This is a genomic window from Deinococcus grandis (assembly GCF_001485435.1).
Classification (GTDB): Bacteria; Deinococcota; Deinococci; order Deinococcales; family Deinococcaceae; genus Deinococcus; species Deinococcus grandis.
Map to the genome: position 1 here is coordinate 663,792 of NZ_BCMS01000001.1, position 24,686 is coordinate 688,477.

General features: G+C 72.6%; 26 protein-coding genes. 8 read left to right on the plus strand and 18 right to left on the minus strand.

Annotation, left to right across the window (positions count from 1 at the left end):
- Positions 1–36: 36 nt before the first annotated feature.
- Positions 37–1,953, minus strand: a complete 1,917-nt coding sequence (locus DEIGR_RS03275) for an acetate--CoA ligase (protein WP_058975240.1) — start codon at positions 1,951–1,953, stop codon at positions 37–39.
- A 217-nt stretch (positions 1,954–2,170) separates the two neighbouring features.
- Between DEIGR_RS03275 and DEIGR_RS03280 the strand changes: the two genes are divergently transcribed.
- Together DEIGR_RS03280 and DEIGR_RS03285 are read left to right on the plus strand one after the other, a co-directional pair.
- Positions 2,171–3,124, plus strand: a complete 954-nt coding sequence (locus DEIGR_RS03280) for an ABC transporter substrate-binding protein (protein WP_236704643.1) — start codon at positions 2,171–2,173, stop codon at positions 3,122–3,124.
- Between the two features lie 51 nt (positions 3,125–3,175).
- On the plus strand, positions 3,176–3,952 hold the full coding sequence (locus tag DEIGR_RS03285) for a type III pantothenate kinase (protein ID WP_058975241.1): 777 nt from the start codon (positions 3,176–3,178) through the stop codon (positions 3,950–3,952).
- Between the two features lie 57 nt (positions 3,953–4,009).
- Here the strand turns inward: DEIGR_RS03285 and DEIGR_RS03290 are convergent, their stop codons facing one another.
- From DEIGR_RS03290 to DEIGR_RS03300, 3 genes are all read right to left on the minus strand, one after another.
- On the minus strand, positions 4,010–5,188 hold the full coding sequence (locus tag DEIGR_RS03290; RefSeq protein ID WP_058975242.1) for a zinc-dependent alcohol dehydrogenase: 1,179 nt from the start codon (positions 5,186–5,188) through the stop codon (positions 4,010–4,012).
- Positions 5,185–5,934 carry an SRPBCC family protein gene (locus tag DEIGR_RS03295; protein WP_083523911.1) on the minus strand — a complete coding sequence of 250 codons (750 nt, stop codon included), beginning with the start codon at positions 5,932–5,934 and terminating at the stop codon, positions 5,185–5,187. Before DEIGR_RS03295 ends, DEIGR_RS03290 begins: the two co-directional genes overlap by 4 nt.
- A 145-nt stretch (positions 5,935–6,079) precedes the next feature.
- Entirely contained in the window at positions 6,080–7,102 is a 1,023-nt protein-coding gene (locus DEIGR_RS03300) for an SDR family NAD(P)-dependent oxidoreductase (protein ID WP_058975244.1), read from the minus strand.
- 279 nt (positions 7,103–7,381) lie between these two features.
- Here DEIGR_RS03300 and DEIGR_RS03305 point away from each other — a divergent pair, with 279 nt between their 5' ends.
- Both DEIGR_RS03305 and DEIGR_RS03310 read left to right on the plus strand, forming a co-directional pair.
- Positions 7,382–7,777, plus strand: coding sequence for a hypothetical protein (locus DEIGR_RS03305; RefSeq protein WP_058975246.1), 396 nt, complete (start codon positions 7,382–7,384; stop codon positions 7,775–7,777).
- 224 nt (positions 7,778–8,001) lie between these two features.
- Positions 8,002–8,889, plus strand: a complete 888-nt coding sequence (locus DEIGR_RS03310) for an ABC transporter substrate-binding protein (protein WP_058975248.1) — start codon at positions 8,002–8,004, stop codon at positions 8,887–8,889.
- A gap of 21 nt (positions 8,890–8,910) precedes the next feature.
- On the opposite strand, the gene DEIGR_RS03315 is transcribed toward DEIGR_RS03310, so the two are convergent.
- The 3 genes from DEIGR_RS03315 to DEIGR_RS03325 form a co-directional block, all read right to left on the minus strand.
- Positions 8,911–9,438, minus strand: a complete 528-nt coding sequence (locus DEIGR_RS03315; protein WP_058975250.1) for a DinB family protein — start codon at positions 9,436–9,438, stop codon at positions 8,911–8,913.
- A 66-nt stretch (positions 9,439–9,504) separates the two neighbouring features.
- On the minus strand, positions 9,505–10,713 hold the full coding sequence (locus DEIGR_RS03320; RefSeq protein ID WP_058975252.1) for a vWA domain-containing protein: 1,209 nt from the start codon (positions 10,711–10,713) through the stop codon (positions 9,505–9,507).
- 77 nt (positions 10,714–10,790) lie between these two features.
- Positions 10,791–11,753 (minus strand): hypothetical protein, encoded by a 963-nt coding sequence (locus DEIGR_RS03325; protein ID WP_058975255.1) that lies wholly within the window; start codon positions 11,751–11,753, stop codon positions 10,791–10,793.
- A 127-nt stretch (positions 11,754–11,880) separates the two neighbouring features.
- Between DEIGR_RS03325 and DEIGR_RS03330 the strand changes: the two genes are divergently transcribed.
- Entirely contained in the window at positions 11,881–13,566 is a 1,686-nt protein-coding gene (locus tag DEIGR_RS03330) for an HRDC domain-containing protein (protein ID WP_058975257.1), read from the plus strand.
- Between the two features lie 124 nt (positions 13,567–13,690).
- The gene (locus DEIGR_RS03335; protein ID WP_058975259.1) at positions 13,691–14,791 is read left to right on the plus strand and encodes a catalase family protein; all 1,101 of its coding nucleotides are present in this window, start codon (positions 13,691–13,693) and stop codon (positions 14,789–14,791) included.
- A gap of 22 nt (positions 14,792–14,813) precedes the next feature.
- Here the strand turns inward: DEIGR_RS03335 and DEIGR_RS03340 are convergent, their stop codons facing one another.
- From DEIGR_RS03340 to DEIGR_RS03360, 5 genes are all read right to left on the minus strand, one after another.
- Positions 14,814–15,167, minus strand: a complete 354-nt coding sequence (locus DEIGR_RS03340; RefSeq protein WP_058975261.1) for a (2Fe-2S) ferredoxin domain-containing protein — start codon at positions 15,165–15,167, stop codon at positions 14,814–14,816.
- Between the two features lie 33 nt (positions 15,168–15,200).
- Positions 15,201–16,031, minus strand: coding sequence for an ABC transporter ATP-binding protein (locus DEIGR_RS03345; RefSeq protein WP_058975263.1), 831 nt, complete (start codon positions 16,029–16,031; stop codon positions 15,201–15,203).
- A complete protein-coding gene (locus tag DEIGR_RS03350) occupies positions 16,024–17,028 on the minus strand; it encodes a FecCD family ABC transporter permease (protein WP_058975266.1) in 1,005 nt (334 codons plus the stop codon). The genes DEIGR_RS03345 and DEIGR_RS03350 overlap by 8 nt, the downstream gene beginning before the upstream one ends.
- Positions 17,029–17,898 carry an ABC transporter substrate-binding protein gene (locus DEIGR_RS03355; RefSeq protein WP_058975267.1) on the minus strand — a complete coding sequence of 290 codons (870 nt, stop codon included), beginning with the start codon at positions 17,896–17,898 and terminating at the stop codon, positions 17,029–17,031. It lies immediately after the preceding gene.
- Between the two features lie 271 nt (positions 17,899–18,169).
- Positions 18,170–18,814, minus strand: coding sequence for a lysophospholipid acyltransferase family protein (locus DEIGR_RS03360; RefSeq protein WP_058975269.1), 645 nt, complete (start codon positions 18,812–18,814; stop codon positions 18,170–18,172).
- A 114-nt stretch (positions 18,815–18,928) separates the two neighbouring features.
- On the opposite strand from DEIGR_RS03360, the gene DEIGR_RS03365 reads away from it, so the two are divergent.
- On the plus strand, positions 18,929–19,600 hold the full coding sequence (locus tag DEIGR_RS03365) for an NAD(P)H-binding protein (RefSeq protein ID WP_058975271.1): 672 nt from the start codon (positions 18,929–18,931) through the stop codon (positions 19,598–19,600).
- Between the two features lie 33 nt (positions 19,601–19,633).
- On the opposite strand, the gene xseB is transcribed toward DEIGR_RS03365, so the two are convergent.
- A complete protein-coding gene (gene xseB, locus DEIGR_RS03370; RefSeq protein ID WP_058975274.1) occupies positions 19,634–19,867 on the minus strand; it encodes an exodeoxyribonuclease VII small subunit in 234 nt (77 codons plus the stop codon).
- 29 nt (positions 19,868–19,896) lie between these two features.
- Here xseB and DEIGR_RS03375 point away from each other — a divergent pair, with 29 nt between their 5' ends.
- Positions 19,897–20,565 carry a flavin reductase family protein gene (locus tag DEIGR_RS03375; protein WP_058975276.1) on the plus strand — a complete coding sequence of 223 codons (669 nt, stop codon included), beginning with the start codon at positions 19,897–19,899 and terminating at the stop codon, positions 20,563–20,565.
- 95 nt (positions 20,566–20,660) lie between these two features.
- Here DEIGR_RS03375 and DEIGR_RS03380 read toward each other — a convergent pair whose 3' ends face one another.
- Genes DEIGR_RS03380 through DEIGR_RS03400 form a run of 5 tightly spaced genes read right to left on the minus strand, consistent with a single transcriptional unit; the run spans position 20,661 to position 24,609 of the window.
- Positions 20,661–21,290, minus strand: a complete 630-nt coding sequence (locus DEIGR_RS03380) for a DNA-3-methyladenine glycosylase family protein (RefSeq protein WP_058975278.1) — start codon at positions 21,288–21,290, stop codon at positions 20,661–20,663.
- Positions 21,291–21,330: 40 nt separating this feature from the next.
- On the minus strand, positions 21,331–22,095 hold the full coding sequence (locus DEIGR_RS03385; RefSeq protein WP_058975280.1) for a PulJ/GspJ family protein: 765 nt from the start codon (positions 22,093–22,095) through the stop codon (positions 21,331–21,333).
- A complete protein-coding gene (locus tag DEIGR_RS03390; protein ID WP_058975282.1) occupies positions 22,092–22,520 on the minus strand; it encodes a type II secretion system protein in 429 nt (142 codons plus the stop codon). The genes DEIGR_RS03385 and DEIGR_RS03390 overlap by 4 nt, the downstream gene beginning before the upstream one ends.
- Positions 22,517–22,981 (minus strand): pilus assembly FimT family protein, encoded by a 465-nt coding sequence (locus DEIGR_RS20770; RefSeq protein WP_058975284.1) that lies wholly within the window; start codon positions 22,979–22,981, stop codon positions 22,517–22,519. Before DEIGR_RS20770 ends, DEIGR_RS03390 begins: the two co-directional genes overlap by 4 nt.
- Complete coding sequence (locus DEIGR_RS03400; RefSeq protein WP_058975286.1) at positions 22,978–24,609, minus strand: pilus assembly PilX family protein; 1,632 nt, start codon at positions 24,607–24,609, stop codon at positions 22,978–22,980. Before DEIGR_RS03400 ends, DEIGR_RS20770 begins: the two co-directional genes overlap by 4 nt.
- Positions 24,610–24,686 lie beyond the last annotated feature (77 nt).

Below are 24,686 nucleotides of genomic sequence, written 5' to 3' on the forward strand. Positions count from 1 at the left end.
CCGGGAAAACCAGGCGCTCCCCCTGTGCTGGGCGGGTTACGGCGTGGTGCCGCCCCGCAGCCGTTCGCGCACCGTGTCGATGGCGTCCGGATTTTCGAGGCTGGTGAGGTCCCCGCGCGTCTCGCCGGTCACGAGCAGGTCGCGCAGGACGCGGCGCATGATCTTGCCGCTGCGGGTGCGGGGCACGGTGGGGGTCACGATCACGCGCGCCGGGCGGGCGATGGCGCCCACGCCGCGCACGACGGCCTCCGCGAGTTCGCGTTGCAGTTCTGGGCTGTCCTGGGCGTCCCCGCGCGGCACCACGAACGCGACCGGCACGGCGCCCTTGACGTCGTCGGGCATGGCGACCACGGCCGCCTCGCTGACGGCGGGGTGGGTGATGAGCGCGGCTTCCATCTCCATGGTGCCGATGCGGTGCCCGGCGACGTTCATCACGTCGTCCAGGCGGCCCGTGACCCACAGCTGCCCGTCGTGGTCGAGCAGGGCGGCGTCGCTGGCGGCGTACGCGCCGGGGAAGTCCGCGAGGTACGTCTGCACGTAGCGGTCGTGGTCGCCCCACACGGTGCGCGCCAGGCAGGGGAACGGCTCGGTGAGGGTCAGGGCGCCCAGTTCGCCGGGGGCGGCTTCCTGCCCGCCCTCCCGCACGACGCGGGCGCGGTAGCCGGGCAGGGGGTGCCCGCACGCGCCGGGGCGGGTGGCGGTCAGGCCCACCATGCTGCTCGCCCAGGCGGTGCCGGTCTCGGTCTGCCCGTAGGTGTTGTTCACGAAGACCCGTTCCTGCCCGAGGGTGCGGTGCGTCCAGTGCCACGTTTCCGGGTCGAGCGGTTCGCCGACCAGTCCGATCAGGTGCAGGCTGTCCAGGTTCTGGCCGCGCAGCGCGTGGTCCCCGGCGCGGCGGAGCATCCGCAGGGCGGTGGGCGCGGTGAAGACCTTCGTCACGCCGTACCGGCCGATGATCTCGTACGGGCGGGCCGGGGTGGGCGTGTCGATGCTGCCCTCGTAGATGACGTGGGTCGCGCCGTGCGCCAGTCCGCCCACAAGCGCGAAGATCGGGAAGGTCAGCCAGCCCACGTCCGCCGTGCACCAGTACTCGTCGCCGGGGTGAAGGTTCAGGGCCCACTTCACGTTCGCGTACGCGCCGGTCAGGAAGCCCAGCCCGGCGTGCACGAGGCCCTTGGGTTTGCTGGTGGTGCCGCTGGTGTAGATGATGAAGCCCGGGTCGTTGGCGTCCAGCGCGGCGGGGTCGGCGCGGCGGGTGGTGGCGTCCAGCAGCGCGTGGAAATCCAGGTCGCCGGGCCGCAGCGGCGCGCCGGGCTCCACGCGGCGGGCCACGATGACCCGCGCGTCCAGGCCGTCCAGCGCCTCGTGCAGGGTGTCGCGCAGGGGCACGACCTTTCCGCGCCGCAGGGTGGCGTCGGTGCACACCACGACCTTCGGCTGCGCGTCCTCCAGCCGGTCACGCACGGCCGAGGCGCTGAAGCCCGCGAAGATCACCGAGTAGATCGCCCCGATGCGGTAGCAGGCGTGAATGGCGATGAACGCCTCCGGGACGTTCCCCAGGTAGATCGCCACCCGGTCGCCCTTCGTGACGCCCAGGTCTTCCAGCGCGGCGGCGAAGCGGGCGGTGGCATCGGTCAGCGCACCGAACGTCCAGGTCTCGCGCAGGCCGTCCTCGCGCTCGTAGCGCAGCGCCACGCGCTCGGGCGGGTGGCGGTCGAGGCAGTTCGTGCTGACGTTCCCGGTCGAGCCCGGGAAGTACCGGAAGTCCCCCAGCGTGCCGTCCAGGGCAGTGGTGGGCGGCGTGACCCAGGTGAGTGCCCGGGCGATCTCCAGCCAGTAGGCCTGCGGGTCGAGGGCGCGCAGCCGCGCGGCGTCCTCGGGGGACACGGGTGCGGCGGCGGACAGGGCGGGGGTGGGGGGCACCAGCGGGTGGGACAGCAGGGCAGGATCCATGACAGCGGCCTCCAGACAGGTCAGCAGAGAGGGGATGGGTTGTGTGGCCCGGTCAGCCTAGCGCCGCCCGCATGAGAGTTCTGCCTGAATGCCGTGTCCGCCGTGCAGGAACAGCCGGAGGTGCGGACCACTGCCCGGGGGGAGGGGGACAGGCGTGATCGGCGACATCGCCTTAAAAGTATTGATATTTCATTATCATTCAAGCAGAGTGGGGTCCGTGACCCTGCGCCGCCCCACCACCCTGCTCACCACGCTCCTGACCGGCCTCCTGGCCACCGCCAGCGCCGTCCCCATCACCCTGCGGCACGCGGCGGGCACCACCACCCTCCCCGCGCCCGCCACCCGCGTCGTCGCGCTCGGCCCGCACGCGCTGGACCTGCTGCTCTCACTGGGCATCCAGCCCGTCGGCTACGGCGAGGCCGCCCAGCTCAACCTGCGCCAGTACGGCTCACCCATCCGCCAGATCCGCTACCTGGGCAGCCGCGTGACCGGCGCGCCCACGTACGTCGGCGACCGCTTCAAACCCAACCTCGAAGTCCTCGCCAGCCTGAGGCCCGACCTGATCGTCGGCGAGCACTTCGCGCAGGACACCTACCCCGCCCTGAACGCCATCGCGCCCACCCTGCTCTTCCACGGCACCCACAGCGGCGACTGGCAGAAGACCCTGCCGGTCCTGGCCCGCGCCGTGAACCGCCCCGAACGCGCCGCGCAGGTCATCCGCCAGCGGGCCGCCGCCACCGACCGCGCCCGCCAGACCCTCCCCGCGTGGCTGCGCGGCCGCCGCGCCCTGATCGTCTGGAACGCCGGGGGCGCCACCCGCGACCTGTACACCGTCCTCGGCCCGGCCGACTGGACCGGCGGGTACTTCCAGAACCTGGGCCTGACCCTCGACCTGCCCGGCCGCCAGGACCCCGGCCTGGGCGAAGGCTACCTGAAACTGAGCAGCGAGGGCCTGAGCACCACCCGCGCCGACGCCATCTTCGTGATCGCCTCCGGGAAGAACACCGCCGCGCAGGCCCGGCGCGACTGGCACGCCAACCCCTTCGCGCAGCGCCTCCCGGCCAGCCGCGCCGGACACGTGTACTTCCTGGACATGCAGCTGTTCAGCCGCCTGCGCGGACCCATCGCCGAGGACCTCATGACCCGCGAACTGACCCGCACCCTCCGCTGAGCTCGCCGCGTACCGGACAGGACCAGCCGGGGCTGGCCTAGAATGCCGGGCGTGCCTGCTTTCCCCCTCCTGGCCGTGGACATCGGCAACACCAGCACCGTGATCGGCCTGGCCGACGAGCAGCTGAACCTCACGAACACCTGGCGGATCCGCACGAACCGCGAGCACCTCCCGGACGACCTCGCCATGCGCCTGCACGGGCTGCTGCAGCTCACGGGAGCGCCCATGCCGCGCGCCGCGATCCTCAGCAGCGTCGCGCCGCCCCTGGGGGAGAACTACGCGCTGGCCCTGCGCCGCCACTTCGCCGTGGAGGCCTTCGAGGTGCGCGCCACGAACCTCCCCGACGTCAGCGTGGAACTCGACGTCCCCGACGCCGTGGGCGCCGACCGCCTGTGCAACCTGTTCGGCGCGGAGAAGTACCTGGGGCACCACGAGTACGCCGTGGTCGTGGATTTCGGGACGAGTACGAACTTCGACGTGATCGGCCGGGGCCGCCGCTTCCTGGGGGGCGTGCTCGCCACCGGCGCGCAGGTCAGCGCCGACGCGCTGTTCAGCCGCGCCGCGAAACTGCCCCGCATCACGTTGCAGGCGCCCGCGACCGCCATCGGGAAGAACACCACGCACGCCCTCCAGTCCGGTCTCGTGTTCGGGTACGCCGAGATGGTGGACGGCCTGCTGCGCCGCATCCGCGCCGAACTGCCCGGCCCGGCGGTCGCCATCGCCACCGGCGGCTTCTCGCGCACCATCGAGGGCATCTGCCGCGAGATCGACCACTACGACGAGACCCTGACCCTGCGCGGCCTCGTGGAACTCTGGGCCAGCCGCTGACGCGTGAAGAGGGGGGCCGCCGGACGTGATGCCCGGCGGCCCCCGCGCTGTGGACGCTCAGGCCCAGGGGTTCAGGACAACCTTGATGCAGCCGCCCTGCTTGTCCCGGAAGGTCCTGTACAGGTCCGGCGCGTCGTCCAGTGAGGCGCGGTGCGTGATCACGAAGCTCGGGTCGATCTCGCCCGCCTCGATGCGCGACAGCAGCGGCGCGATGTGCCGGTGCGTGTGCGTCTGCCCCATCCTGAAGGTCAGGCCCTTGGCGAACGCCGCGCCCATCGGGACCTTGTCGATCAGGCCGCCGTATACGCCGGGCAGGCTGACCGTGCCGCCCTTGGCGCAGCTCAGCAGCGCCCAGCGCAGCGCCGTGATCCGGTCGAAACTGAGCTTCAGGCGCTGCTTGGCGGTGTCCACCAGCGCGCCGGGACCGTGCCCGTGCGCCTCCATGCCCACCGCGTCGATCACGTGGTCCGGGCCGCGCCCGCCGGTCGACTCGCGCAGCGCGACCAGCACGTCCTCCTGCTCGTAGTTGATGACCTGACACCCGGCCGCTTCCGCCATGGCCAGCCGCTCGGGCACCCGGTCGATCACGATCACGTGCGCGGCCCCCAGCATCTGGGCGCTGCGGGCGGCGAACTGCCCGACCGGGCCCGCCCCGAACACCGCCACCACGTCCCGGCCCGGCACGATGCCGCAGTTCTCGGCGGCCTGATACCCGGTGGGAAAGATGTCGGTCAGGAACAGCACCTGCTCGTCGCGCAGATCCGACTCGATCCTGTGAGGGCCCACGTCCGCGAACGGCACCCGCACGTACTGCGCCTGCCCACCCGCGTACCCGCCGTACATGTGCGAGTACCCGAACAGCCCGCCGCCGCTCACGCCGCCGTAGAGCGCCTCGGCCATGCGGTGGTTCGGGTTGGAGTTGTCGCAGGCGCTGAACAGGCCCCGGCGGCACGGATCGCACACGCCGCAGGAGATGTTGAAGGGCACGACCACCCGGTCGCCCACCTTCAGCCGGCGCACGTCGCGGCCGACCTCCACGACCTCGCCCATGAACTCGTGCCCCAGGATGTCGCCCTTCTCCATGCTGGGAATCACGCCGTCGAGCAGGTGGAGGTCCGAGCCGCAGATCGCGGTGGAGGTCACCCGGATGATCGCGTCGGTGGGCAGCAGCAGCGTGGGGTCCGGCACCGTCTCCACGCCCACGCGGTTGGTGCCCTGCCAGACGATGGCCTTCATGCCTGCCCCCCAACGGCGCGGGCGCTGCTCTGGCCGTCCGTGGTGGGCGCGAAGCCCAGTTCCTGCTCACGCTTGAAGCGCATCAGGTCGTCCCGCAGCTGCTGCGCGGGTTCCTCGCCGAACAGCCGCGCGGCGATCGCCCCGGCCGACCCGCCCGGCGGGCGGTACGCGAGGCGCACGACGACCTCGGTGCCCCGGTCACCCGGCGCGGGGCGGAACAGCACCTCGCCGTGGTTCTCGATCGCCGCGCCCGGCAGGGCCGCCCAGGCGATCCGGCGGCCCGGTTCGTCCGCCGTGAGTGCCGCGTCCCAGCTGACCGTCCCGGTGGGCGCCTCCACCGTCCAGTGGGACCGGCGCTCGTCGAGCACCTCTACAGCCTTGAGGTGGGTCATCAGCCGGGGCAGGCCCGCCAGATCCCGCCACACGCGGTACAGGTCATCCGCTGGCTTGCCGATCGTCACGGCGTCACTGACGAGCACCTCGCCCTGCGGCGTCTGCCGGATCTTCAAGGCTGTCGCCAGGGGGTTGCGGCCCGTGGCGGCCATCGCGGCCAGCCCGGCGCCCACGCTGCCCAGCACCAGTTTCTGGAGTGGCCGGGCGCTGCGCAGCCCTGCGCCCATCAGGGCCACACCCACGCTGCCCATCACCGAACGCTCCAGCGCCGGAAGCTGCCCGGCCGCGTCGGTCCGAGGTTCGGTGGTCGGGGGGCTCGTTTCGGGTGGGGGGGTGGGTCGGTCTTCGCTCATGGGGAACCTCCAGCTGGTGCACGCCGGGTATGGACGGCAGGTGAGAAGGACGGACGCACGGAACGCGGGAGTGGAGGGGACAGTCCACCCCGGCGGGCCGCGCCACATTGCGCGTTCGCCCACCGTGTGACCGTCCTCTCAATGGTCAGCCCAGGTCGCCCCGGCGCGGCTTCCCGTGCGCCCCGCGCTGGTTGAACTCCGCTTCGGCCGCGCGCTTGATGGGATTTCCCTGAGTGAGGCTCCCCTCCACGTCCCGGCCTGCCCGCGTGACGTCCGCGCCCGCCGGGGCGGGCAGCAACCGGTTCGTCAGGACCATCAGGTCCGCCGTGAGCTGCGGCGCCAGCGCCTGCCCCACGCGCAGCAGCCACGCCGGGCCGCCCACCATCGTCTCCGCGTCCCCGCGCACCAGGGCGTTCACGATCCGCCGCGCCGCCTCCCGCGCGTCCAGCGACACCACCGGCAGGCTGTCCGCCGTGGCGAACCACGCGTACTCCTGCGCGTGACGGCCCTTCACGCTGGCGTTCATGGGACTGCCGGTACGCATCAGGCCCGGCAGCACCGTCGTCACCGTGATGCCCTCGCGCGCCAGCTCCGAACGCAGCGCCTGACCCAGCCCCGCCGACGCGAACTTGCTCACCGAGTACGGCGCCAGATGCGGCACCGCCACCCGCCCCCCCACCGACGACACGATCAGCACCCGCCCGCCCCCGCGCAGGTGCGGGCGCGCCGCGAGCGTCAGGCGCAGCGGAGCCAGGGCGTTCACCTCCAGGATGGACCGGAAGTCGGCCTCGGTCATGTCCGCCAGCGGCCCCACCTGAATGAGCCCCGCGTTGTTCACGAGCACGTCCAGCCGCCCGTGCGCCCGCACCGTCTCCTGCACGGCGCGGTCCAGGTCCGCTCCGCTCGTCACGTCCCCCACGACCACCTGCACCCGCGTGCCCGCGTTCAGGCGCGCCCGGGCGCGGTCCAGATCGGCGGCCGTGCGGGCCATCAGGGTGACGCTCGCGCCGCGGCCCAGCAGCTCACGGGCCAGCGCCAGCCCCAGCCCGCGCGAGCCGCCGGTCACCAGGGCCGCGCGGCCCGTCAGGTCGTACGGCGCGCGCAGGACGCGGCGGGCCGCCACCGCCCCCACCGCCGCCGTCAGAAGCAGTCGTTTCGCAAATCGCATGCCCGCAGTGTGCCCCGCCGCGCGCACAGGGGGCCGCTGCGTGAAGCGGTGGCCAAGGCCGCAGGGCACCTTTCAAGACGGGGCGCGTATGCAGATCCTGCCCCGTTGGATCACCGGTCCGCATGAGGGGCGCGTGACGGGTGTGCAGCACGCCTGAACCCGCACCCCAGTGCCGGGCTGGCCCATGAGTCCCCTCATGCCCGAGTCACAAGGCCAGCGCGGCCGCGCTCAGGGACGTGCCACGCGCGCCCCACAGCATGGGCGGCAGGAGGAACCACCATGATCAACACCAAGATTCTGACCGCCCTCACCCTCAGCGCTGGCGTGGCCTCCGCCACCAGCACCGCCAGCACCGGCAGCGTCGACGTGAACCTCGGCGCGGGCCTGACCACCCTGCTCGGCGTCACCACGCAGGCCAGTGAAGGCCAGACCAGTGGCAGCCTGCTCGGCGCCGTGAGCAGCAGCCTCAGCGCCGGCGTGAGCGCCAGTGGCCGCACGACCACCGAGAACGGCAGCGCCAGCGGCAGCCTGAACCTCGGCGCGGACGCTGGCCTCGCGGCCCTGCTCGGCGCCGCCGCCAGCAGCACGGACGGCCAGGGCGGCGCCTCGCTCCTGACCGGCCTGAGCGGCGCCCTGAACCTGAACGCCGCCGCCAGCGGGACCGCCCAGCCCTGACCCGACCACCCAGCAGCGTGGACAGCAGCGCCCCCCGGCCAGATGGCGGGGGGCGTCCAGCGTGCGTCCACAGCGGTTTTCAGGTGTGGTGAGGGAACATCTCACCACACCTGAAACGAGTAGAGCGAGAAACCGTCAACGCCAGCGGGTGGAAGTGGAGTTGACGGGCGGGCTGTCAGCCCGTCAGCGGAACTGGAAACCGCTGTCGGGCTACCCTGCACGGTATGACCGCCCCCCAGCGCATCGTGAGCCTGCTGCCCAGCGCCACCGACCTGCTGTTCGATCTGCTGACCGACCTGGGCCTGGCGGGGCGCGTGGTGGGCGTCAGTCACTCCTGCGATCACCCGCGCGCCCGGCACCTGCCGGTCCTGACCCGGTCCATCGTGGACAGCGGCGCCCCGCAGGCCGAGATCGACCGGGCCGTCAGTGAGGCCGTGCGGGAGGGCCGCGCCCTGTACCAGGTGGACGGCGAACGGCTCGACCGACTGAAGCCCGATCTGGTGGTCACGCAGGGCGTGTGCGAGGTCTGCGCCGTCACGCCCGGCACGCTGCAGGACGCTGTGCGTTACCTGCCCGGCTGCCTGCCCGCCGCAAACGTCCTCAGCCTGGATGGCAGGAGCGTGCAGGGCATCCTGGACGACCTGCGCGCCCTGGCCGCCGCTGCCGGTCTCCCCGAGACTGGTGAGGCCCTCGCCCGGCAGGCGCAGGCCGACTGGGACGCCATCCGGCCCGTTCCTCACGCGCCGCGCGTCCTGACGCTGGAGTGGACCGAACCGCCCTTCTCCGGCGGGCACTGGGTGCCCGAGCAGGTGGTGCGGGCGGGCGGCATGAACGTCCTGGGCACCCCTGGCACCGACTCGGGCCGCGCCACCTGGGAGCAGATCGCGCCCCTGCGCCCGGACGTGAGCGTCGTCCTGTGCTGCGGGTACGGCCTGCGCGACAACGTCACGTTCGCCCGCGACCTGCCGGACCTCCCGCTGGGAGAGGTGTGGGCGGTGGACGCCAACGCGCTGTTCAGCCGCCCCGCGCTGGGCGTCGTGCGCGGCGCGCAGGTCCTCGCCGAGCTGCTGCGCGGCCAAGCAGTCCCCGGCCACAGCGAACGCATCCGCTGAAGCTGGCCTGCGGGAGGTGGCCTACGCGGGCCGCATGATCCGCAGGTACGCCCGCCACGGCCCCACCGCCTCCCGGTACCCGCCGCCCAGCGTGCGCGTGATCTGCAGGACGTGATCCAGTTCATGCGCCGCCCAGGTCGCCAGCAACTGCCCCAGTGTCACCGGCCCGAACTCCGGGTGCGTGCCCCGCCGCGCCAGTTCCGCCGGGCCCAGGTTCAGGGCGTCCAGTGCCCGCAGGCTCTCCGCGCGCACTGCCGCGAAGTCGTCCAGCAGTTCATCCAGCGGCCGCGCCGCCTCCGCCGCCTGATGCCCGGCCCGGTCGAACGGCGGGAACACCTCTGCCTCACCCGATGCGAGCAGCACCCGCGCGCGCGGCAGCCAGTTCGTGCGGTCCGCGTGCGACAGGTGCGCCACCACCCCACGCGGCGACCACGTCCCCGGCCCCTCGTCCAGCCCCGCCCAGTGCTCCGGAAGCCCGCGCAGCAGCCCGTCCAGCACGCCCGGCGTCCGCACCAGTTGCGCCCGCACCGTCCCCAGATCCACGTTCATGCGGGCAGCATAAAAGGGCAGAGGCAGGCCGCCTCACGCCACCCGCCCCCTGAATCCCCCCGTACGTCAGTTGATCATCTTCGTCTTGTTCGTCATGAAGTCCATCAGCACGTACTGCCCGATGTTGTGCGGTGTCGTGAAGTACGCCTTGCCGCGCGTCATCTCGCTGACGCGGCGTACGAAGCCCACCAGGTCCGGGTCGCGGGCCAGCATGAACGTGTTCACCTGAATGCCGCTGCGGCGGCAGTTCGCCACCTCGCGCAGCGTCGCGCCCAGCACGTACGGGTCCAGACCGTACGCGTTCTTGTAAATGCGCCCGTCCGGCAGCGTCAGCGCCGAGGGTTTCCCGTCGGTGATCATCACGATCTGCTTCATGTCCTTGTTCTCGCGCTTCAGCAGCTGCTGCGCCAGCCGCAGGCCGCCCGCAGTGTTCGTGTGGTACGGCCCGATCTGCGCCTGCGCGAGCTTCCCGACCGGGACTTCCTCGGCGCTGTCGTGGAACAGAACGAACTTCACGGTGTCCCCCGGGTACTGCGTGCGGATCAGGTGCGCCAGGGCCAGCGCCACCTGCTTGGCGGGCGTGAAGCGGTCCTCGCCGTACAGGATCATGGAGTGCGAGCAGTCCAGCAGCACCACCGTCGCCGCCGACGAGTTGTACTCCGCCTGCCGGATCACCAGATCCGACTCCTCCAGGTTGTCGAAGCCCTTGCTGATCACGTTCCCGAGCGTGGCGGTCGTGTCGAGGTTCATGGTGTCCCCGAACTCGTACCCCTTGAGTTCACCGGTCATCTCGACGCCCGACGCGTACTCGCGCGTGTCGTGCGACCCGGCGCTGCTGCGCCCCAGGCCGCCCATCAGGTCCCGCAAGCTCTTGTACCCCAGGAAATCGATGCTCTTGTCGGTCAACTGGAACTTCGCGTCGCCCGGATCACCCGCGCCGCCCCCCTCGCCATCCTCGAACTCCTTGCGGATGAAGCCGTCCTGCTGCAGGCGGTCCATCAGGCGCTGAATCTGCTGGCCCAGCCCGGTCTCGCGGATGTCGTCGGCCTGCATGGCCTCCATCAGCTGCTCCTCCGGGATCATGTTCCGCTCGGCGAGCGCCTGCAGGATCGCGTCGAACAGGTCGTCCATGCTGGGGCGCGCGTCCGGGTCCGGGTCGTACGGGTCGTTCATGCCCTGGCCCAGCAGCGCCTCCTGAATCATCTGCATCAGCTCGCTGCTCTCGAGCTGATCGAGTTCCCCCTCGAACTTGCTGTACCGCGTGACACGCGCCATGTGAACCTCCGTTGCGGCCCAGCATGGCGCGTTTGGCGGGCGGGGTTTGTAAGGCTCTGGGCGTTTGCCCGCGCCGCTCAGGGCTGACGCAGCGTCAGGGTCTGCTCCTGCGTCATGCTGGCGCTGACCTGCACGTCGTCCATCGTCATCAGCAGGCGCATCTGCATGCGCGTGCGCAGGCTGCTGCTGACCGGCAGGCCGTCGGGTCGCAGCAGCGACTCCCCGTCCACGGCGCCGCCGGTCACGTCCATGCGGAACACGGGCTGCCCGGCGCGGTCCTTCACGCTGGTCTGCCACGCGCCGAACGTGCCGGTCTGCGTGAACCGCAGCCGCCCGGCGGCGTCCGCCCCGACGAACGTCAGGCGGCCGGTGACGGCCAGGGGCGTGCTGGTCAGCGTGGCGGGGTCCACGTCGGCCTCCGGGTCCTGCAGGATCGGGCCGAGAAGCCCGCCGATCAGGCCGTCCAGGTCCACCTCCTGCCGGTCCTCCCGGGTCTGGCCGGGCGTCAGGGGCAGGCCGTACAGGCGGGTGTCCGCGCCGCCGCTGTCGGCCGCGCGCAGCAGATCGTCCAGCTTCATCTGCGCGTACGCGCGGTTCACGTCCGGGTTGTCGCTGGTCAGCTTGATGTCCTTCAGCGTGCCGGACGCGTCGAGAACCTGCGTGATCTTCGTCGTCAGGGCCTTCGGCAGCCCAGGAATGGTCTGGATCAGGGTGTGCTGGAGGGTCACGCGGCCCTGCGCGTCGCGCGCGGCGAGACGGGTGAAGCTCTTGCCGGTCACGGTCGTGGTCTGCCCGCCCCGGCCGCTCTGGAAGGCGCGGCGCAGGCTGTCGAGCTGCGCCTGCGGGACGGTCGCGCCGGGGCGGGCGGTGACGGTCACGTCACTGACCTGCAGTCGGGTGGTGGAGGTCATGCGCTGCTCGACGGTGGTGCCCACCGGAGCCGTGAGCTGCAGCGTGGGCGCTGCCGGGGCCGACTGCGCGCCCGCCGGGGCGGACAGGGGAGCGGAGAGGAGCAGGCCGGTCAGGAGCAGGGGTCGCATCACCTGCACCCTACGCGCCCCGCCCGCCCGGGGTTGCCGCAGGTGACCGGGCGGGCAGCGAACGTGAAGGGAGGCCCCCCGGACGTGTGGCGGCGCGCGCGGCGCGCGGTGCGTCAGAATGGTGGGCATGACTGATCCCGTGACTTCCGTTCGTCCTGACGCCCGGCTCGTGCGCCTGCACGCCGGGCGGGGCGATCCGCACGCCCGCCTCGCCGGGGCGCTCGCCGACCTGGAGGGCGCCGCGTGGGGCCTGCTGCTGCGCGACGAGACCGCCCTGGCCCGCCAGCTGGCCGAGCACCTGGGCGCGGGCACGCTGCGGGTGGACGCCCGCGTGCGCGTCAGCCGCGAGGCGCTGGCCGCCGCCGGGCTGGCTGCCGCGAGCGTGGACGCCGACTGGCGCGGCGCGCGCGCCGTGTGGCTGCTGGAACCCACCCCGGCCGAGCTGGAGCGCGCCCGCCGCGCCGGGGTGCCCGTGATCGTGGACGCCACGCTGGCGCCCGGTGGGAACTGGCTGGCGCAGGGCGCGCGACTGGTCGTGTACCGCGACAGCGTGACCCTGACCGGGCACGGCGACGCGCCCCTGAGCGCCCTGTTCGGCGCGGGGGCCGCGCCCGCCCCGGTGGCCGCCGCGCCCAGCGACCTGAGCGTGGCGCTGGCGCTGCGGGACGTGGCGACGCTGCCGCTGCGGCTGGCGCGCGTGGCCCGCACGACCTCGCAGCTGGCCGAGCGGATGGGCGGCGCGGCGCAGCCCGCCGGGCCGACGGCGCTGCTCCTGGCGCCCGACGAGGCGGCGGACAGCGAGGCTCCGCTGGGTGGCGTGCTGGCGGCGGCGCGCAGCGTGCCGGGCGGCGTCCTGATCACGCCCGGCCTGGAGGACGCCCGCGTGGCGCTGGCCCTGCTGCGCGGCGAGGCCACCGCAGAAGAGGTGCCCGCCCCGCAGGCGACCCCGGACCCCGCGCCGCAGGAGGAGGACCGCCGCGAGCAGCGCCCGGAGGGCCGGACAGAGGGCCGCCCGGATCAGCGGGGCGAGTTCCGGGAGCGCCGCGAGAGCCGCGACCGCTTCGAGCGGCGCGAGCGTGGGGGCCGCCGGGATGACCGGCGCGACGACCGCCGTGAGCGGGGCGGCCGTGACCGTTTCGAGCGCCGTGACTTCCGCCCGCCCGTGAACGGTGCGCGCGGCGAGCAGCCCGACGCACCCAGCACCCCCTCCCAGCCGGACGTGCCTGAACGCTTCACCTTCGAGCCTCCAGCCGCCGCGGCCCCCGTGAGCCCGCCCGCGCCCGCCCCGGTGCCCGCCCCCCAGCCCGAGCCGGAGGAGACCTGGGAGCCCGAGATCGTGTTCAGCGACTCGCCCGCGCAGGTCGCCGCGCCGCTGCCCACCCCGGTCAGCAGCGGCCCCGACGCCCCCAACCTCCCGCAGGTGCCGGACGTGCGCCATCAGGCCGTCGAGCAACAGGACCAGCCCACCGAGGAACAGGCAGTCGAGGAACTCCCCGACACCCAGCCGCAACCGGAACCCACGCCCGAACCCGCCCCGGTCATCCTGCCCCCGGACCTGCCCGGCGGGAAGGAAGACCCGGCGGCGAACCTCACCGACGAGCAGATGGCCGTGTACGCCCGCCTGCGCGAGTGGCGCAACGCCGAGGCCAAACGCCAGGAGATCAGCCGCTTCATCATCGCCAGCAACGCCACCCTGGCCGAGATCGCCCGGCGCGTCCCGTACACCCTGGACGACCTGCGCGAGGTCAAGGGCATGGGACAGGCCCGCCTGGGCAAGTACGGCGACCGGATCCTGGACGTCGTGCGCGGCTGACCGCACACGCAGGCAGCACGCGCAGAGAGGGGGAGGGCTGGCCGCCGGGTCAGCCCCCCCTCTTCATGTTGGGCTTCATGTTGGCTCAAGGCGCCCGGGCAGTCCCGGCAGGTACGCTCGCCCCATGAACCCTGACTTCGTGCGGTACCGCGACGACCTGGAACGCCCGCAGCCCGACGAGGCGCGCACCTTCGCGCAGCTGGCCCGCGTCATGCAGGGCTACAGCGAGGCGTTCCACACCCGGTACCACCACGCGGTACGCCCCGTGCACAGCAAGGGTCACGGCCTGCTGATCGGGGAACTGGAGGTCCCGGACCTGCCGCCCCACCTCGCGCAGGGGCTGTTCGCCGCGCCCGGGCGCCACCCGGCGGCCGTGCGGCTGTCCACCCCGCCCGGCGACATCCTGCCGGACAGCGTCTCCACGCCGCGCGCACTGGCCCTGAAGGTGATCGGCCCGCCCGCCCCCATGCTGGACGGCCACGCGGGCGAGGTCACGCAGGACTTCCTGCTCAACAACGGCCCCGTCTTCGCCGCGAGGGACGCCAGCGGGTTCCTGAATAATCAACTGCCCATCCGCCTGATCCTGAACGCCCCGGAGGAACTCAAGGTCGCCGCCGCGCTGGGCGCGCAGGTCGCGGCGCGCGTCGCACCCGAGGGCAGCCCGCTGGCGGGCGCCCTGAAACAACTCGGCGGGCACCCCTCCACCCACCCGCTGGGCGAGACGTACTACTCGCAGCTGCCCCTCCGCTGGGGCGAGTACGTGGCGAAGGTGGCCCTCGTGCCCACCTCTGACCACCTGCGCGCCCTGATCGGGCAGGCGGTCCGCGTCCTGGGGCCGGGCCGCGCCGACGCCCTGCGCGCCGCCGTCGCCCAGGTCATCCGCGCGTCGGGCGGCACCTGGGACCTGCGCGCGCAGCTGTGCACCGACGAGACCCACATGCCCATCGAGGACGGCTCGGTCCGCTGGGACGAGACCCTCAGCCCTTTCGTGACCGTCGCGCGGCTGCACGTCCCCCCGCAGGACCCCGCGCGGCCCGACAAACTGGTGTTCGCCGACGACCGCCTGAGCTTCAGCCCCTGGCACGCCCACGCCGCGCACCGCCCCCTCGGCAGCGCCATGCGCGCCCGCCGCCACGTCTACGAACAGTCGGCGGCCTTCCGGCGGGAACACAACGACGAACCCCTGCGCGAACCCCGCACCGCAGGCGACCTGCCCACCCCCTGACCTCTGCGGTCAGCTCTGCCCGTCAGGCCTGTTCGTTCGGCCCGTAGCGGTGCTCGGCGGGCAGGGGCGCGCGGTCGTGCGTGGCCTGCGCCACCCGCGCGGCCAGCGGGAAGTCCACGGCGGCGTACCACGCTTCCTCCAGGCCCGCGCCGCCGGGGTCGGGGCGGTACACGCACAGCGCCGGGCCGTAGCTGCATGCGCCCAGGCAGCCGCTCTCGGTGAGGCGCAGCGTGCCGCCGCGTTTGTAGTACGCGAGCGACTGGCGTTCCAGGTGATTCCAGAGTGCCCTGTGCAGCAGCGCCGAGCCGCGCGCCTGACAGTTCGGGCCCTGGCAGACGAGCAGGTGGCCGTGGGTGGGGAAGTACTTCGGGGGCATGCCTCTCCTTGCGCGGCCCTGTGTGGGCGCTGCTCAATCCTGCGGGATGACCAGCAGGCGGTCTGCGTGCTGCACCACGTTGACGTGCAGCCCGTACGCGGCGTGCAGGTGCCCGGGCGTCAGTACCTCGCGCGGGGTGCCGCTGGCCTGCACCCGCCCGCCATGCAGCAGCACGAGGTGGTCGGCGCGCGCGGCGAGGTTCAGGTCGTGCAGGACCGCCACGACGCCCAGCCCGCCCGCGACCTCGCAGCGCAGGTAACGCACGACGTCCAGCGCGTACGCGAGGTCGAGGTGGTTGGTGGGTTCGTCCAGCAGCAGGAAGCGCGGTTCGGCCGCCAGCGCGCGGGCCAGCGCTGCCCGCTGCCGCTCCCCGCCGCTGAGTTCGGACACGCGGCGGTCCTCGAAGCGGCGGGTGTCGGTGCGGTCCAGCGCGGCGTCCACGGCGGCCTCGTCGGCGGGCGTCCAGGGGGTGCGGGGCAGCAGCCCGAAGCGCCAGTCGCCCGCGCCGCGCCCCAGCGCCACCACGTCCCGCACGCGCGCCCCGTCCGGCAGCCCCTCGCTCTGCGCGAGGTACGCCAGCTGCCGCGACCGCTGCGCGCGGCTCCAGGCCCCCAGGGGCCGCCCGGCCAGGGTCACCTCGCCCCCCGTGACCGGATTCAGGCCCAGCAGGGCGCGCAGCAGCGTGCTCTTGCCGGCGCCGTTCGGGCCGATCACGGCGCTGAACACGCCGGGCCGGAACGTGGCACTCACGCCGCGCACCGCCGGGAACGACCCGGCCTGCACATGCACGTCCCGCGCGACCAGGGCGTCCCGGGGGGTCGCCTCCGGCTGGCATGGCGCCGTGTGACGCAGCAGGTCAGTCATGGCGTTCCTTGCGCAGCAGCCACAGGAAGAACGGGCCGCCCAGCAGGGTCGTCACGATGCCCACCTGCGACAGTGGCGTGGTGCGGGCCAGCAGGTCCGCGCCGACCAGCAGCGCCCCACCCAGCAGCGCCGAGAGGGGCAGCAGCGTGCGGTGACCGGGACCGAACGCGAGGCGGATCATGTGCGGCACGATGAGTCCCACGAAGCCGATCACGCCCACGTACGCCACCGCGCCCGCCGTGGCGAGGCTCGCGGCGATCACCGCGATGAGCCGCAGCCGCTCGACCGGGACACCCAGGCTGCGGGCGGTCAGTTCGCCCAGTTGCAGGGTGTCCAGCGCGCGGGCCAGCAGCAGCAGCGCCCCGCAGCCCAGCGCCGCGTACGGCAGCACGGTCAGCACGTCCCGCCAGCCGCTGAAGCCCAGGTCGCCCAGCGTGTACGCCAGCACCTGCCGCGCGCGGTCCTCGCCGCGCAGGATCAGCGCGGTCGTCGCCGCACTCAGGACGCTGCCCACCACCACGCCCGCCAGGATCAGCCGCGTGGGGGGAAAACGCCGTCCCTCGCGCGCCAGGGACAGCGTGCACGCCACGGCGACCAGCGCGGTCAGCAGCGCCGACACCGGGATCAGCGCGCGGGGCCACCCCGCCACGATGGCGACCGTGGCGCCCAGCGCGCTGCCGCTGGCGACGCCCAGCAGGTACGGGTCCGCCAGCGGATTACGGAACACGCCCTGGAAGGCGCCCCCGCACACGCTGAGGCTCGCGCCCACCAGCGCCCCCATCACCACGCGCGGCAGGCGGATCTGCCACACGATCACGTCGTTCCCCTCCAGCGCCTGCCGGGTCACGCCGCGCCACAGCGCGCCCAGCACCTGGCCGGGCGGGATCGTCACGCTGCCCAGCCCGGTGCCCAGGACCACGGCGGCCAGCAGCAGCGCCGCGAGCAGCAGCGTGCCCAGGCCCACCCCCAGCCCCCGGCGGGGCGCGGCGGCCTGCATTTACCTGAACAGTTCCGGGTGAATCAGTTTCGCCAGGCCCATCAGCGCCTGTCCCAGGCGCGGCCCCGGGCGGCCCAGCATGGTGTTCAGCTCCGCCGGGATGTCCTTGACCTTCCCGGTTTTCAGGGCGCTGATGCCGCTCCAGCCGGGACGCGCGCCCGCCGTCTTCGCGTCCACGCCGAGGATCAGCTGCGGGTTGGCCTTCACGATGAATTCCGGGTCCACCTTCGGGAAGTCGCCCATGCTGGCCGGGATGATGTTCCGCGCGCCCGCCTTGGTGAGCAGCACGCCCATGAACGAGTTCGGCCCGATCGAGTACGGGGTGGGGTCGATCTCGAAGTACGCCGTGGGTTTGCGCACGGCGTTCTTCGTGAGGATCTCCACGCGCGCGATGTCGCCCTTGATCTTCCCGACCAGGGCCCTGGCCTGCGCCTCGCGGTTCAGGATCTTCCCGAGCAGCAGCGTCTTGCTGAACACCTCGTCGTACGTCTCGGGATTCACGGCGATCACCGTGATCCCCGCCTGCGTCAGCGGCTCGGCCAGCTTCCCGTACTGGCTGACGAGCACCACGTCGGGTTTCAGCGCCACCATCGCCTCGATGTTCGGGTTGTACAGGCCACCCACCTTCGGCAGTTTCGTCACCTGCTGCGGGAAGTCGCTGTAGTCGTCCACGCCCACCAGGCGGTCGCACAGGCCCAGCGCGCACACCGTCTCGGTGGTGCTGGGCAGCACGCTGACGATCCGCTTCGGCTCGGTCTTCAGGATCACCTTGCGGCCCAGGTCGTCGGTGATCGTCAGCGGGTAGGAGGTCGCGGCGGCCGCGCCACTCAGGGCGCCGCTCAGGGTGATCAGGGTCAGGATGCCTTTCATGGAAAACTCCTTCCCTGCGGCAACGAAACGCGCCGCCCGGCTGGGGGCGGCGGCGGGAAACACAGTGTCCGTGGCAGGCCCCACACTGGGGGCGCTCACGGCGTGCCCCCAGTCCGCGAGGGGTCAAGCCACGCCCGCCCACTCCGGGCGGCGCGAACGGCGGAGGTGCTCGGCCTTCCCCAGCCGTAGCCAGGATTACCGTTGCGCGACAGGGCCGGACTCACACCGGACTTCCCCCCGCAGCCGTCACCCGCGAGTATAGCGCCGGTCGCTACAGCCGCTGCCCGACGGGGACGGCCAGCGTGGACAGCACCTCGCCGAGTTCCCCGGTGATGGCCTTGATGCCGCCGCGTGGCGGGATGGGCGCCCCGAAGCGGATGATCCAGCGCCTGCCGTCGCGGCTGACTCCGGCGGGCAGGATGGGCGCGCGGCCCTTCGCGGCGATCAGGGCCACGCCGCCCTGCATTTCATGCCCGCCGCGCGTGCCCTGCGGGAAGATCCCGACCGTGCCGTTCGCCTTCAGGATGCGCAGCGACGTGCGCACGGCGCCCAGGTCGTTCCCGCTGCGGTCCACCGGGAAGGACCCCCCGGCGCGGATGATGTCCCCGATGCCCGGGATGAACAGTTCCTTCTTCGCCATGAACTGCAGGAACCGGCCCGGCGGCAGCGCCCGCGCGACCAGGAACGGGTCCAGGGCGCTCACGTGATTGGCCGCGACGACCAGCGGCGTGCCGGGCGGCGGCATGTGCTCCCGGCCGTGCACCTCCAGGTGCATGCCGCTGAAGATGACGGGCAGGTACGTGGTCTCCACCACCAGCCGGTACACCCACGGAATCACGGGCGGGGCCGGGGGTTCGGTCTGGACCCTGGGGGCGGGCGGGGCAGAGGGGGTGTCGGGGTGAGCGGCGTCACTCATTGCCCGCAGGATACGCCCGCATCCACGAACTGACCTCCCCGTTCTGGCGAGGTGCGGGTGAAACCGTGACGGATCGCGCGGTCCCGCCGCCCCGGCGGGCGCACCCTGCGGGACATGAACCTCGCAGTAATCGGAGCGGCCGGTGGCGTGGGCCGCCGCGTGGCCGCGCAGGCCGCCGCCGCCGGACATCAGGTCCGCGCCCTGGTCCGCACGTCCGAACAGGCCGACATGCTCGCACTGCACGGCGCGCAGCCCGTCCAGGGCGACCTGACTGGCGACTGGACGGCCGTGCTGGACGGCGCCGACGCGGTCGTGTGGGCCGCCGGGGCGGGCGCCAGCGGCCACTTCCAGGCCATCGACGGGGACGCCCTGATCGCCGTGACGGACGAACTCGTCCGCCGCCGCGCCTCGGGCGGGCCCGCGCGCCTCGTGGTGGTCAGTTCCATGGGCGTGGACCGCCCCGAGCAGATGCCGCCCTTCCTGGCCGCCGTGCTGCGCGTCAAGGCCGTCTCGGACGCGCACGTGCAGGCCAGCGGGCTGGACTGGACGGTCGTGCGGCCCGGCGGCCTGACCGACGCCCCCGGCACCGGCCTGGTCAGTGCCGGCATGCCCGCCCCGCGCGGTATGATCGCCCGCGACGACGTGGCGGCCGTGGTCCTCGCCTGCCTGAACGACCCACGCAGCGTGGGGCAGACCTTCGAGGTGGTCGCCGGGGACACCCCGGTCGCGCGGGCGGTCGCGGCGCTGGAAGAGTGGAGGAGGCAGTGGGGAGTGGGTCGGGGCTGACCTCCGATCCACTCCCCACTTCCCACTTCCTACTTACTCCGCATCGTCCGTGTCGGTTTCGTCTGCGTCGCTGTCGTCGGCCCAGTCTCCGGCCAGCACGGCGCGCACCGCCTCGATCCGCCCCCGGCACTGGGCGTAGGCGGCGCGGGCGTCCTCCAGCAGCGGCAGGACGCGGTCCAGGTCCGCCTCGCCGGATTCGAGTTCGGCGGCGATGCGGCTCAGCCGGGCGTACGCCTCCCGGTACGAGGTGGGCTGAGGCTCAGTCATGCTGGCCATGCTACCGCTACGCTGCGCGCATGACGCCTCCCGCTTCTGCACCGGACGCCCTCCCGGTGACGCACTTCGACCTGACGGCGCTGCCCGGCGCGGCGCGGTACAAGCTGCTCACGGCGACCGTCACGCCCCGCCCGATCGCGTGGGTGAGCACGCTGGGCGAGGGCGGGCACGTGAACCTCGCGCCGTACTCCTTCTTCGGCCTGATGGGCAGCGACCCGCCCGTCGTGGCCTTCGCGCCCGGCGACCGCGCCGACGGCACCCCGAAGGACACCGCCCTGAATATCGGCGCGGGCGGCGAGTTCACCGTGAACCTCGTCAGCGAGGCGCTGGCCGTCACCATGAACGCCACCGCCACGGACTTCCCGCACGGGCAGGGGGAGCCGGACGCGCTGGGCATTCCCCTCGCGCCGGGCGTGAAGGTCGCCGCGCCGCGCGTGGCCGCCGCGCCCGCCGCGCTGGAATGCCGCGAGGTGCAGACCGTCCTCATCGGCCGCACCCGCATCATCCTGGGCGAGGTGCTGGGCCTCACCCTGCGCGCGGACGCCGTGCAGGACGCCGACCGGCACCACGTGGACACCGGCGCGCTGGACCTGATCGGCCGCATGGGCGGACGCGGCACGTACGCCCGCACCCGCGACACGTTCGTCATCGACCGGATTTCCTTCGAGGAGTGGCAGAAGGGGCAGTAGGGAGTGGGTTGTGTGTCGGCTTGACCTGGGCGGGGTCGCCGCGAACACGCTGTTGACCATCCGCCATCCGCCATCCGCCATCCGCCATCCGCCGGTCACGCCGGTTCCCCTCCGGCCTTCACGCGGGCGTTGTCCGCCCAGACGTAGCGGGCGGCCAGCGTGCGGTAAGGGGCCCAGCGGCTCAGGATCTCGCCGCCGGGCGCGTCCGGGTGCAGTCGCGCGAGGCCCTGGCGCAGCGCGAGGTCCCCGAGGCTGAACACGTCCGCGCGGGCCAGGGCGAACATCAGGAACATCTCGGCGGTCCAGCGGCCGATGCCGGGCAGGGGCAGCAGTTCGGCGATCACGGTCTCGTCGTCCTGCTCGCTCAGGTGCGCGAAGTCCACCGCGCCGGTCTTCGCGGCCTGCGCGATGGCCTGCACGGTCCGCACCTTCGCCCAGGACAGGCCCGCGCCGCGCAGGGTGTCGCCGCTGGCGGCCAGCAGCGTGTCCGCCGTGACCTCACCCAGGGTGGCGGTCACGCGGGCGTGGATGCTCGCGGCGGCCTTCACGCTCAGCTGCTGCCCCGTCACGTTCCGGATCAGCGTCCCGAACGGATCGGCGGTGGGCGTCAGGACCGGCAGGTCACCCACCCGGGCGATCACCCCGGCCAGGACGGGGTCGCGGGACAGGTGGGCGGCGGCGGCGACGTGATCGGCGAGGGGAGCCTGATGGGCGGGCAGGGGCATGCCGTCATTCTCCCAGCCGGAGTGCAGGCGCGGTCGCCGGTCAGGGCACGACCGGCGCGTTGCGTGCCTGGACGTTCAGGGCGTAGGCCTGGGTGGGGGGGAGGGTCGTCACGCGGCCGCCCGCCTGCTGGCGGAACTGGACGCGCAGCGTGACCGAACGGGTCGCGGCGCTCCACTCGAACGGCGCGGCGCTGCCCGGCAGTTTGTCCGACGGCGTCAGGTAATCCGCCACGAGGTACGGATTGAACCCGCCCACCGAGGCCAGCCCCGCGAGGCCCTGCATGGCGGCGCAGCCCGCGCCCGTGGCCGTCTCGAAGGTCTGACCGGCGCCGGGCACGCAGTTCACGGGTGTGGTGCCCGAGTCGCCGCTGCGGTACTCGCGCAGGACCTGCACGTTGGTTTCCGCCCAGTCGTCCGGGGTCTTGTCGGCCGTGACCGCCGAGCGGGGTTCCATGCGGTACACGAACAGGACGTACTTCGTGACGGCGCCGGTCGTGGGATTGGTCTCGGGCAGCACGACCGCCAGACAGGGGGAGAGCGCCGAGCAGGCGTTCCCGCTGCCGCTGTTCACACTGAAGCCCGACGTGGCCACCCGGACCCGCTGCGCCGCCCGGACGCGGTCGCCCACGTAGCCGGTCAGGTCGTTCAGTTCGGTCAGGCCGCGCGCGGTGGCGTTCGTGCGGGTGGTGAGGTCCAGGGTGCCGGTCTGCCAGTTGGTGATCAGGACCATCACGACGCCCATGATGCCCAGCGCCAGCAGGATCTCGATCAGGGTCAGGCCCGACTCGCGCGCGGCGCGCCTCACGAGCCCGCCCCGCCTGCCGCGCCGGTCGGGCGCCCGAAGTCCAGCGTGAAGGCGTAGTTCGGCTGGCCGGTCCCGGTGCAGCTCAGGGTGACGCGGCGCAGCATCGGGCTGCCGCTGGCGGTTACCCAGGTCGGGACCGGGTTGGTCTGGCTGGTGGTGCAGGTCAGGCCGCCCATCAGGCTGGTGTCGGGCGCGGCGGGCAGCGTGCCCGCGTCGAAGGTGCTCTGGGCGCTGTAGCTGGTCCGCACGGACTCCATGAAGGCCTTGGCGGCCACCGTGACGGCCTGGTCGTTCTGGTTGCTGCGGTTCACCTTGAACAGGGTGGGCAGGACGCCCAGCACGGCGATACTCAGCACCGTGAAGATCGCCAGCGCGATCAGCACCTCGATCAGGGTCAGGCCCGCCTCGCGCGTGGCGCGGTTCATTTCACGATCACCTTCCCGAAGATGCCCGTGACCCGCACGAGCCGCGTGATGGCCGGGTCGGCCGCCCAGAAGACCTTGAACTGGGCCGGGGCGGCGTCCGTGGAGCCGTACGGCGCGCGGAACGACAGGCTGTTGGCGCCGGTATGCAGGCTGGCCTGCACGCCGGCCGGGAGGTTCAGGGTGCGGACGGTGGGCGTGCCACTGCAGGTGCTGCCCGGGTACGCTCGGACGGTGAGGGACGGGCTGGCGCTGGCGGCCGTGAGCAGGACCTCCTGGCAGGTGTTCAGGCGCTTGGCGCCGGTGCGGGCGGCGTTCACGGCCTGCGTGAACACCTGCGTGCCCTCGCCGACGGCGCTGCTGGCTCGCCAGCGGGTGTAGCTGCCCAGGCCCAGCGCGGCCAGGATGCCCACGATCGCCACGACGATCAGCACTTCCAGCAGCGTGAAACCGGTGGGTCTCACCGCTGCCTCCAGGTGCCCTGGGTGTCGTTCAGGGTCAGGCCGCCGCGCGTGTTCATCAGCAGCTGCCGGAGTTTCACGGCGCTGAAGTTGATCTTGAGGCTGCCGGTGATGTCCGTGACGACGTCGTCGGTGGTGATGCCCTCGATCGGGCCGCCGCGCACGGCGATGGCGCCGTTCACGGTGAGGTTCCCGTTGAACTTCCCGCCCTGGTTGCCGCGGAAGTAGATGAAGCCGTCGAAGGTGGTGTTGCCGTTCACGTTGGAGTTGATGTCGCCGTCCACGATGAGCAGGCCGCTGGAGGTGCTGTTCTTGAGCAGGGCGTCGAAGTCCTGCGCGCGGATGCGGCGGATGGCGTTCACCATCGGCGGGAAGTTGCCGCTGGCGTCCGGGTAGGACAGCGGCACGAGTTCGTTCAGCTGCGCGTCGGTCATGCCCAGCAGCTGCTGCGTGAAGAACTTGTCGGCTTCCAGCGCTGAGCCGTTGGCGAGGAGCGGATCGGCGGCGCCCTCGCAGTTCACGAGTTTCTTGTCCACGATCTGGCAGTCGTTGCTGCCGTCCATGGTGAAGCTCCCCACGGCATTGGTGGTGTCCTTCACCTCGATGGCGTTGGCGCTGCGCATGGCGGACAGGTCGCGGGTGATCTCGGTGCCCTCGGTGATGGTGGCGGGCTGCCCGGCCTGCCAGTCCAGGACCAGCCCGTCGGGGCTGCCGTCGGGGCTGCCGCCGCTGCTGCTGATCGCGGTGACGGTCGCCTTGAAACCGCCGACGGTGACGACCTCGCCGGGCATGAAATCCGCGGCGTTCGACACGCGCTGCGTGAGGGGATCGGTGACGCTGGTGGTCGTCTGCGCGGCTGCGTTCAGGATCAGGTCCACGCCGGTCGCGGCGGTGGCGACCAGCGCAGTCGCGAGTGGGCCGGGCACGCTGGTCAGGCTCAGTTGCGTGCCGCTGACGCCGTCCACCCGGAAGCGCTGCCCGGCGGTCCCGGCGGGGATCTGCACGTAGTCGCCCCGGGTCAGGCCGCTGGCGTCGGTGACGGTCACGGTGACGGCGCTGCTGCCCAGTGCGGCGCTGACGCCGGTCCCGGCCAGGGTGGTGATCTGGCCGCGGTTCGACTGCCCGGTGATGGTCGCGTTGCCGTTGGCGTTGATGCGCGGCAGGGAGGTCAGGGCGGCGCGCAGCCGCATGCCGGTGGACAGGTAGACGGGTTTCAGGGTGAAGTCCTGCAGCGCGATCTTGACGGCGCCCGCGGCGCTGCCGCGCGACTCGACGGTGAAGGTGTCGGCGCTGTTCGGGGTGAAGGTCAGCGTGGCGGGGAACAGGGCCGCTTCGGGGTCGCCGTTCAGGCCGCCCAGCCAGGTCTGCAGGTCCGTCTGGGTGCTGCCGGTGTAGGGCGTGGTGGTCAGGCGGCGGTTGACGCGCACCATGACGGTGTTCAGGCCGCTCTCGGCCGCCAGCAGCGCCAGGTACGCGCGGCGTTCTTCTGCGCCGCCGCTGCGCGCGCCGGTGACCAGGGTGGCGCTGGTCATGACGATGATCATCAGGACGATTCCGGTGAACAGCAGCGTGACGACGAGCGCCACCCCCTGCTCGGACCCGCTGAACTTCCTCCCCCGAGACGTGTTCATGCCTTCAAGGTACGCCCGCCTGGCTGTGGAAAATACCTCAAACTGGGCAGCGCCCCCCCGTTCAGGTACACACCCGG

Coding starts and splice junctions, on each gene's coding strand:
- DEIGR_RS03275 (WP_058975240.1), bottom strand. CDS start 1,953: ATGGATCCTGCCCTGCTGTCCCACCCGCTGGTGCCCCCCACCCCCGCC.
- DEIGR_RS03290 (WP_058975242.1), bottom strand. CDS start 5,188: ATGAAGGCCATCGTCTGGCAGGGCACCAACCGCGTGGGCGTGGAGACG.
- DEIGR_RS03295 (WP_083523911.1), bottom strand. CDS start 5,934: ATGAGCGAAGACCGACCCACCCCCCCACCCGAAACGAGCCCCCCGACC.
- DEIGR_RS03300 (WP_058975244.1), bottom strand. CDS start 7,102: ATGCGATTTGCGAAACGACTGCTTCTGACGGCGGCGGTGGGGGCGGTG.
- DEIGR_RS03305 (WP_058975246.1), top strand. CDS start 7,382: ATGATCAACACCAAGATTCTGACCGCCCTCACCCTCAGCGCTGGCGTG.
- DEIGR_RS03310 (WP_058975248.1), top strand. CDS start 8,002: ATGACCGCCCCCCAGCGCATCGTGAGCCTGCTGCCCAGCGCCACCGAC.
- DEIGR_RS03315 (WP_058975250.1), bottom strand. CDS start 9,438: ATGAACGTGGATCTGGGGACGGTGCGGGCGCAACTGGTGCGGACGCCG.
- DEIGR_RS03320 (WP_058975252.1), bottom strand. CDS start 10,713: ATGGCGCGTGTCACGCGGTACAGCAAGTTCGAGGGGGAACTCGATCAG.
- DEIGR_RS03325 (WP_058975255.1), bottom strand. CDS start 11,753: ATGCGACCCCTGCTCCTGACCGGCCTGCTCCTCTCCGCTCCCCTGTCC.
- DEIGR_RS03330 (WP_058975257.1), top strand. CDS start 11,881: ATGACTGATCCCGTGACTTCCGTTCGTCCTGACGCCCGGCTCGTGCGC.
- DEIGR_RS03335 (WP_058975259.1), top strand. CDS start 13,691: ATGAACCCTGACTTCGTGCGGTACCGCGACGACCTGGAACGCCCGCAG.
- DEIGR_RS03340 (WP_058975261.1), bottom strand. CDS start 15,167: ATGCCCCCGAAGTACTTCCCCACCCACGGCCACCTGCTCGTCTGCCAG.
- DEIGR_RS03345 (WP_058975263.1), bottom strand. CDS start 16,031: ATGACTGACCTGCTGCGTCACACGGCGCCATGCCAGCCGGAGGCGACC.
- DEIGR_RS03350 (WP_058975266.1), bottom strand. CDS start 17,028: ATGCAGGCCGCCGCGCCCCGCCGGGGGCTGGGGGTGGGCCTGGGCACG.
- DEIGR_RS03355 (WP_058975267.1), bottom strand. CDS start 17,898: ATGAAAGGCATCCTGACCCTGATCACCCTGAGCGGCGCCCTGAGTGGC.
- DEIGR_RS03360 (WP_058975269.1), bottom strand. CDS start 18,814: ATGAGTGACGCCGCTCACCCCGACACCCCCTCTGCCCCGCCCGCCCCC.
- DEIGR_RS03365 (WP_058975271.1), top strand. CDS start 18,929: ATGAACCTCGCAGTAATCGGAGCGGCCGGTGGCGTGGGCCGCCGCGTG.
- xseB (WP_058975274.1), bottom strand. CDS start 19,867: ATGACTGAGCCTCAGCCCACCTCGTACCGGGAGGCGTACGCCCGGCTG.
- DEIGR_RS03375 (WP_058975276.1), top strand. CDS start 19,897: ATGACGCCTCCCGCTTCTGCACCGGACGCCCTCCCGGTGACGCACTTC.
- DEIGR_RS03380 (WP_058975278.1), bottom strand. CDS start 21,290: ATGCCCCTGCCCGCCCATCAGGCTCCCCTCGCCGATCACGTCGCCGCC.
- DEIGR_RS03390 (WP_058975282.1), bottom strand. CDS start 22,520: ATGAACCGCGCCACGCGCGAGGCGGGCCTGACCCTGATCGAGGTGCTG.
- DEIGR_RS03400 (WP_058975286.1), bottom strand. CDS start 24,609: ATGAACACGTCTCGGGGGAGGAAGTTCAGCGGGTCCGAGCAGGGGGTG.